This is a genomic window from Nocardiopsis suaedae (genome assembly GCF_027706745.1).
Taxonomy (GTDB): domain Bacteria; phylum Actinomycetota; class Actinomycetes; order Streptosporangiales; family Streptosporangiaceae; genus Nocardiopsis_A; species Nocardiopsis_A suaedae.
On record NZ_JAQFWP010000057.1, the window covers coordinates 41,248 to 47,311 of the forward strand.

Consider the following 6,064-nt stretch of genomic DNA (forward strand, 5'->3'; position numbering starts at 1 on the left):
GCCGTGCGCGCCCGCGCGCCGCGGTTCAGCGGAAGGAGGTGGTGATCAGTAGTAGATGTAGGGCCGGGTGAGGCGCTTCTTGTCGACGATCCCGAGGGCTGCGGCGACGCGGTAGGCGACTCTCTTCACAGAAGACCCTTTCCACTCGCGCCCGGGCCGTTTCGCGGTCCGGGCTGGTGTCACCGCGCGGGCGGCGGAGCCGGTCGCGCGACGCGGTCAACCTACGTGAACGGGCGCATGCTCGGCCATGACGGAGAGGTGAGCATCGCCTGACCGTCGGTGTCCGCCCGCCCGGCCCCTCCGTTGTTGATCTCGGGGAAAACGACGCTACGAGCGCGGTCGTAGCGTCGTTTTCCCCGAGATCAACGGGGATCCGCCCGACTCGGGACCGGAGCTAGGCGCGGGCGGCCTGCCGCCGCTCTTCGGCCGTGCGCTTCCGGGTCTTCCGCCAGGGCATCAGGGCCTCGTGCCAGGCGGGCAGGACGCCTGCGGCGACGAGCGACCGGTAGGTGATCAGCGGGGAGCCGACGACGGTGGGCAGGATCCAGGCCAGGACGTTCCCGTCGGCGAACTGCACGGCGACCGGGGTCACGTAGGCGATGACCGCGGACATCATCAGCACGAGGTGGATGCGGTACCAGTTCGGCACCGGCTTGCGGCGGGCCAGGTGGACCCCGGCGGCGACGGCGGCGAGGGTGGCCGCCGCGACGATGCCGAGCCACCACATGTCGGGGGCGAAGGGCAGCAGGGCGTAGGTGGTGACGGCCACGACGACCACGGTGGCGCCGAAGACGCGCCCGGAGACGGTGTGCAGGCCCCGGCGCTTGCGGGCGGTGAGGGCGGCCAGGGCCGCCACGAGGCCGATGGTCCCGGCGGCGATGTGGAGGGTGAGAAGGGCGGTGTGCATGGGGTCCCCCGTCGGGTCGGCGGGCGGCGGTGCGGGACGCGCCCACCGACAGTCCATTGTGGAACGTTGCTCCCACAGAGTGGACCTGACACAGTGGACTGTCAAGGGGGTTTCAGATGAACGGACGCCGCACGGCCAAGGACGCGCCGCACGGACTGAACAACACGGCCGCCTCGCTCCTGGGGTTCCTGCACGAGCGCCCCATGACCGGGTGGGACCTGGTCGCCGCGGCCGAGGACCTGATGGGCGACTTCTGGTCGATCACGCGCAGCCAGGTGTACCGGGAGCTGTCGTCGATGGCCGGGGCCGGACTGGTGGAGGAGCTGGAGCGCGGCAAGCGGGACCGGCGCCCCTACGCCATCACCGACGCCGGGCGCAAAGCGTTCGCCGACTGGAGCGCGGCCGTTCCCGCGGAGGAGGCGGTGCGGTTCCCGCTGCTGCTGATGCTCACGCTCGGGCGCCACATCCCGCGCGAGCACCTGGCGGCGGCCGTCGAACACCACCGGGAGCTGCACACGAGCCGCCTCGCGCGCTACGAGGACCAGTTCGGGGACATGACCGACCCGTACGCGGTCGCGACCCTGAGCTTCGGCATCCAGTACGAGCGGGCGGTGCTGGCGTGGTTCGACGGCCTGCCGGAGGAGATCACCGGCGTGCCGCCGAAGAGCTCGCCGAAGGCGGCAGACGCGACGAAGGCGGCGAGGGCTCCGGGGGCGCCCCGAGAGGACCCCGGCGACGGACAGGACCGGCTGGACCCCTGAGCGCCGCGCGTCCGCCGAGGGCACCCGGCAGGGGCGGCGCGGGACGCCGTCAGGGACGGCTCCAGCGAACGCGACGGCCAAGGGACGGCTCCAGCGAACGCGACGGCCATACGGCAGGATCGGGTGGGGCCGGGTGGGGCTACCACCTGTCGCCTGCCGCCTCACAGAGCAGGCAGCGGCTCCGGGCCCCTTCACCCGTAGGACGCTCTGCCGCTCCCCACCCGGATCGCGCGCCGGAGCCGTGTCCTTCTCGACGACCGAAGCACGCCTTGCCGGGCTCCCCACAAAGGGCCTCCACCGGGCACCTCCACAGAAGGACCGCAGAACTCCCTAAGGACACGTCCCCCCGGCCCTCGGATCTCAGGTGCCGGACTCGCGCTCCGCCGCGCGCTCGATGCCCGCGATGATCGCGTCCAGGCCGTACTCGAAGTGCCGCATGGGGTCGCCGCGCCCGGACGCCATCCCCCCGACCAGCGCCGCCAAGTGCGGGAACATCCCCTCGGGCAGCGACCGCAGGTAGCCGACGATCTCGCCGATCCGCCGCGCCACGTCCTCCGTTCCGGCGGCATGCCCCGGCCCACCGTGCACCTCCTGCTCGAAGGCGAACGCCGTGCCGTAGAGCGCCAGCAGGTCACCCGCGGCCCCCGCCGCTTCGAGCGCGATCCCGCCCGCACGCAGGATGCCGATCTGGGCGTCCATCTGCGCCATCAGCCGCGGCGTCGTAGGGATCGTCGTGCGCATGGCGATCTCGGCCGCCCCGGGGTTGTCGAGCAGCACCCGGACCTGCATCACGGTGTGCTCGCGGAGCTGCTCGCGCCACCGCCCCGGGTCGGGCACCGGGACCGGCGCGTCCGCGAAGACCTCGTCCAGCATCAGCTCGTGCAGGTCCTGCTTGTCGCGCACGTGGGCGTAGAGCGAGGCCGGCCCCGTGCCCAGGGCCTGGGCGACGCGGCGCATCGTCACTCCTGCCAGCCCCTCCTCGGCCATGATCCGCAACGCCGCCTCCACGACGGCCCCGGTGCTCAGCGGGCGCCGCGAGGAGGGGCGCCGGGCCTTGCGCCACGGCGGGGGAGGGACGGCGGCGCCGCCGGGTCCGGACGGATCGGCAGGCCCAGACGGGTCGGCGGCGGACGGAGAGGCGCTCATGGCGAACAGTGTACTTGTCACGAACACCGTTCGGAGGTAGAACAGTGTTCGTCAACGAACACCGTTCGACGCCCACGACCGATCACGAGGTCCCGCCATGGCATGTACCGAGCACGCCCCCGTCCTGATCGCCGGAGCCGGCCTCGCCGGCGCTTCGGCGGCGATGTTCCTGGCCCTGCACGGAGTGCGGGCGCTGGCCGTCAGCCGCCACCCCGGCCCCTCCGACCAGCCCAAGGCCCGCGGCCAGTCCTGGCCCACGATGGAGGCGCTGCGCATCGCCGGGGTCGCCGAGGCCGTGCGCGCGGCCGGGTTCGACGTCGACCGGCCCATGCCGATCGTCATCGCCCGCAGCCTCACCGAGCCGCCCCTGCGCGAGATCATCGGCCAGGACTGGCCCGACTGGTCGCACATCACCCCCGAGCGGATGGGCATGGCCAGCCAGGAGCGCACCGAGCCGGTGCTCATCGGCCGCGCCCGCGAACTGGGCGCCGAGGTCCGCTTCTCCACCCGCCTGGAATCCTTCGAGCAGGACGACGAGGGGGGCACCGCGCACCTGCGCGACCTGGACACCGGCGAGGGGTACACGGTCCGCGCCGGGCACCTGGTCGCCGCCGACGGGTGGCGCGGCGGGATCCGCGACGCCCTGGGCATCGGCACGCACGGGCGCGGCACCATCTCCACGTCGGTCGGCCTGGTGGCCGAGGCCGACCTCGCCGAGGCCACCCAGGGGCGCGAGTTCAGCCTCTACTACTTGCAGAACCCGCGGATGGCGGGCGGCGGAGGCGCGTTCACCACGACCGACACCCCCGGGCGCTACGCCCTGGCCTTCGGGCACGACCCGTCCTCCGGCAAGGACGCGGAGGATTACACCGACGCCGAGTGCGCGGAACAGGTGCGGATCGCGGCCGGGCTCCCCGACCTGGACGTGAAGATCGTCGCCAAGGACCTCACCGGCACCGCGCACGTGGTCGCCGACCGGTTCAGCGAGGGGCGCGTGCACCTGATCGGGGACTGCGCGCACACCATGCCCCCGCACGGCGGGCAGGGCGGCAACACCGCCGTCATGGACGGGTTCCACCTGGCGTGGAAGCTGGCGGCGGTGGTGCAGGGCTGGGCGGGCGAAGGGTTGTTGGCGTCGCACGACGCCGAGCGGCGGCCGCACGGGCGGATGGTGGCCGACCAGCAGTACGCGAACATGGTGCGGCGGCAGTCGCCGCACCTTGCCGACGGCACCGAGGCCGAGGAGGTCGCCCCCGAACGACTGCTGCTGGGCCACCGCGTCCCCGACGGCGCGGTGGTGCGCGAGGCCGACGACGACGGGGCCTTGACCGAGGACCCGGCGGCGCCCACGGGCCGCCCGGGGTCGCACGCCCCGCACGTGTGGCTGGAGCGGGACGGCGAGCCCCTGCCGGTGCTCGACCTGCTCGGGCGGGGCTTCGTCCTGCTGGCCGAGGACCCGGCCTGGGCGGCGGCCGCCGAGCGGGCCGCGTCGGCGCTGGGCGTCCCGATGCGCGCCGAGGTGGTGGGCGTACCGGGCTCCGGACAGGGGCTGGTCGACCCGCGGGGCCGGTGGCGGACCCTGTACGGCATCCCGGCCCACGGCGCGACACTGGTGCGGCCGGACCGCTTCATCGCCTGGCGGACCGCGTCCCCGGCCGACCCGGGCGCGCTGGTGGCGGCCCTGCGGACGGTCCTGTGCCGGACCGATGGGTGATGGCGCTCCCCGGTGGCTGGCCGGTACGGGCGACGGCCGCTCGCGTATCGGCAGGTCCCCAGGAAACAGGTCCCAGGAAACTCACAGGGGCGGACTCTCCCGACTCCCCCGAGCGGAACGGCCCGCTCGTCGCCCCACTGTTGGAGCCGTTTCGCGGCGATCCGGCTTCGCTCCGGAAGGAGCCTTCTGGACGGCGTCACTCCGCCACGGCACGCACCAAGTCCGGGAGCACTTCCCCGATCGGGTCGCGCAAGACGGCGGACGCGGCCTCGTCGTAGGGGGTCGGCTCGGCGTTGACGACGATCAGGGTGGCCCCCGCGCTCAGGGCGACGTCGCACAGGCCCGCCGCCGGGTGGACGGTCAATGAGGTGCCGACGGCGATGAAGACCTCCGCACCCTCCGCCACGGCGGCGGCCGCCTCGATCACCTCCGGGTCGAGCATCTGCCCGAAGGAGATCGTGTCCGCCTTCTGGATGCCGCCGCAGTCCAGGCAGTGCGGGTCCGACTCCTCGTCCAGGCGGGCGAGGACCTCCGGGGAGGGCGTGCGCAGACCGCAGGACATGCACGCCACGCGGTGCATCGTGCCGTGGACCTCGATGACGCGGTCGTCGGGGACGCCCGCGGCCTGGTGCAGGCCGTCGATGTTCTGGGTGACCAGGCCCCGCAGGCGGCCCGACCGGGCCAGGTCGGCCAGCGCGCGGTGGGCGGTGTTCGGCTCGGCGTCCCAGGCGGGGTGGTCGCGGCGCATCAGCCACACCCTGCGGCGGACGTCGGCATCGGACATGTAGGTGTCGTAGTCGAACATGGCGGCTGCGGCGGGGTCCTTGGTCCAGACGCCCTGTGGGCCCCGGAAGTCGGGGATGCCGGAGTCGGTGGAGATGCCCGCACCGGTGAGGACGGCGACCTTCCCGGCTCCGCTGACCAGTGCTTCAGCCGCTGCGAGGGAGGGTCCGTCGACCATGGGTCTCCACCGCCTTCCGGTCGATGCCAGGGGATCGATGCCAAGGAGCCGGAGAAGCGGCCGGTCGACCGGTCCACCGCCGAGGCGGCGCCCATTCTGCCACCGGTCCGCCACCGGCCCGCCGCCGAGGCGGCGCCGGGAAGCCGACCGAGGGGGCAGGGACACAGGGGTGCGCTGGTAGGCGCTGGAGAAGGCGCCGAAGAAAAGGGCGGCGACCCACGAGGACAGTGTCGCCGGCCTTATGGCGTGTGCATGGTCGCTGCCGTTGGGCGGCGCCGGAACAGCGGGTCCCCCACTCCGGCCCCCGATCGGGCCGCGGGTGGTCGGGGTGCGGGGTGGAGGGCGGCGACGACGAAGGTCGGCGGCCCTACCTGTTGGCCGGTCGGCCGCCGGGTGGGTGCGTGGTCGGGTGGTGGGCGGCGACGGCGTGAGCCGGGCAGTTCCCTTGGCCTGCTTGCCGGGCGGCGGGTTCCTCGCGGTGCGGGGGCGGGCGGCTCGGGTGGTTCCCCGCTGACGGGCCCCGGCCGGGCGGCGGGCCGCTGGGGTGCCAGGTCGTTGGCGGCGACGACGAAGGT

Annotated in this window: 6 protein-coding genes; 2 read left to right on the forward strand and 4 right to left on the reverse strand. The window is 73.8% G+C overall.

Translation table 11 applies throughout. From position 1 onward, the window contains the following. Positions 1–45 precede the first annotated feature (45 nt). Together O4U47_RS31335 and O4U47_RS23795 are read right to left on the reverse strand one after the other, a co-directional pair. Complete coding sequence (locus O4U47_RS31335) at positions 46–183, reverse strand: cittilin family RiPP precursor (RefSeq protein ID WP_408639021.1); 138 nt, start codon at positions 181–183, stop codon at positions 46–48. A 211-nt stretch (positions 184–394) separates the two neighbouring features. Next, complete coding sequence (locus tag O4U47_RS23795; RefSeq protein WP_270680181.1) at positions 395–907, reverse strand: hypothetical protein; 513 nt, start codon at positions 905–907, stop codon at positions 395–397. A 116-nt stretch (positions 908–1,023) separates the two neighbouring features. On the opposite strand from O4U47_RS23795, the gene O4U47_RS23800 reads away from it, so the two are divergent. Next, the gene (locus O4U47_RS23800; protein ID WP_270680182.1) at positions 1,024–1,668 is read left to right on the forward strand and encodes a PadR family transcriptional regulator; all 645 of its coding nucleotides are present in this window, start codon (positions 1,024–1,026) and stop codon (positions 1,666–1,668) included. 360 nt (positions 1,669–2,028) lie between these two features. On the opposite strand, the gene O4U47_RS23805 is transcribed toward O4U47_RS23800, so the two are convergent. Beyond that, positions 2,029–2,814: a TetR/AcrR family transcriptional regulator gene (locus O4U47_RS23805; protein ID WP_270680183.1), complete on the reverse strand. Its 786-nt coding sequence runs from the start codon at positions 2,812–2,814 to the stop codon at positions 2,029–2,031. Between the two features lie 97 nt (positions 2,815–2,911). Here O4U47_RS23805 and O4U47_RS23810 point away from each other — a divergent pair, with 97 nt between their 5' ends. Beyond that, complete coding sequence (locus O4U47_RS23810; protein ID WP_270680184.1) at positions 2,912–4,528, forward strand: FAD-dependent monooxygenase; 1,617 nt, start codon at positions 2,912–2,914, stop codon at positions 4,526–4,528. A gap of 196 nt (positions 4,529–4,724) precedes the next feature. Here O4U47_RS23810 and O4U47_RS23815 read toward each other — a convergent pair whose 3' ends face one another. Continuing rightward, entirely contained in the window at positions 4,725–5,489 is a 765-nt protein-coding gene (locus O4U47_RS23815) for an SIR2 family NAD-dependent protein deacylase (RefSeq protein ID WP_270680185.1), read from the reverse strand. Positions 5,490–6,064 lie beyond the last annotated feature (575 nt).